We start from the raw sequence: 268 nt of genomic DNA on the forward strand, positions 1-268 counted from the left end.
TGGTGGAGGCTGAGGGGATCGAACCCCCGACCCTCTGCTTGTAAGGCAGATGCTCTCCCAGCTGAGCTAAGCCTCCTGGGTATGTATGGTAGCGGCGGAGGGGATCGAACCCCCGACCTCACGGGTATGAACCGTACGCTCTAGCCAGCTGAGCTACACCGCCATAACATAATTTACCAGCTTGTCCTAAATGGCGGAGAGAGAGGGATTCGAACCCTCGCACCACTTACGCAGTCTAACCCCTTAGCAGAGGGTCCCCTTATAGCCA

At 57.1% G+C, this 268-nt stretch carries 2 tRNA genes; both read right to left on the minus strand.

What is annotated here, in order from left to right:
- Positions 1–76: transfer RNA gene (locus tag HFE01_RS26715), tRNA-Val, on the minus strand.
- A 10-nt stretch (positions 77–86) separates the two neighbouring features.
- Positions 87–163, minus strand: a tRNA-Met gene (locus HFE01_RS26720).
- Positions 164–268 lie beyond the last annotated feature (105 nt).

Origin of the sequence: Paenibacillus sp. EKM10P, assembly GCF_011800655.1 — a bacterium.
Lineage (GTDB): Bacteria > Bacillota > Bacilli > Paenibacillales > Paenibacillaceae > Paenibacillus > Paenibacillus polymyxa.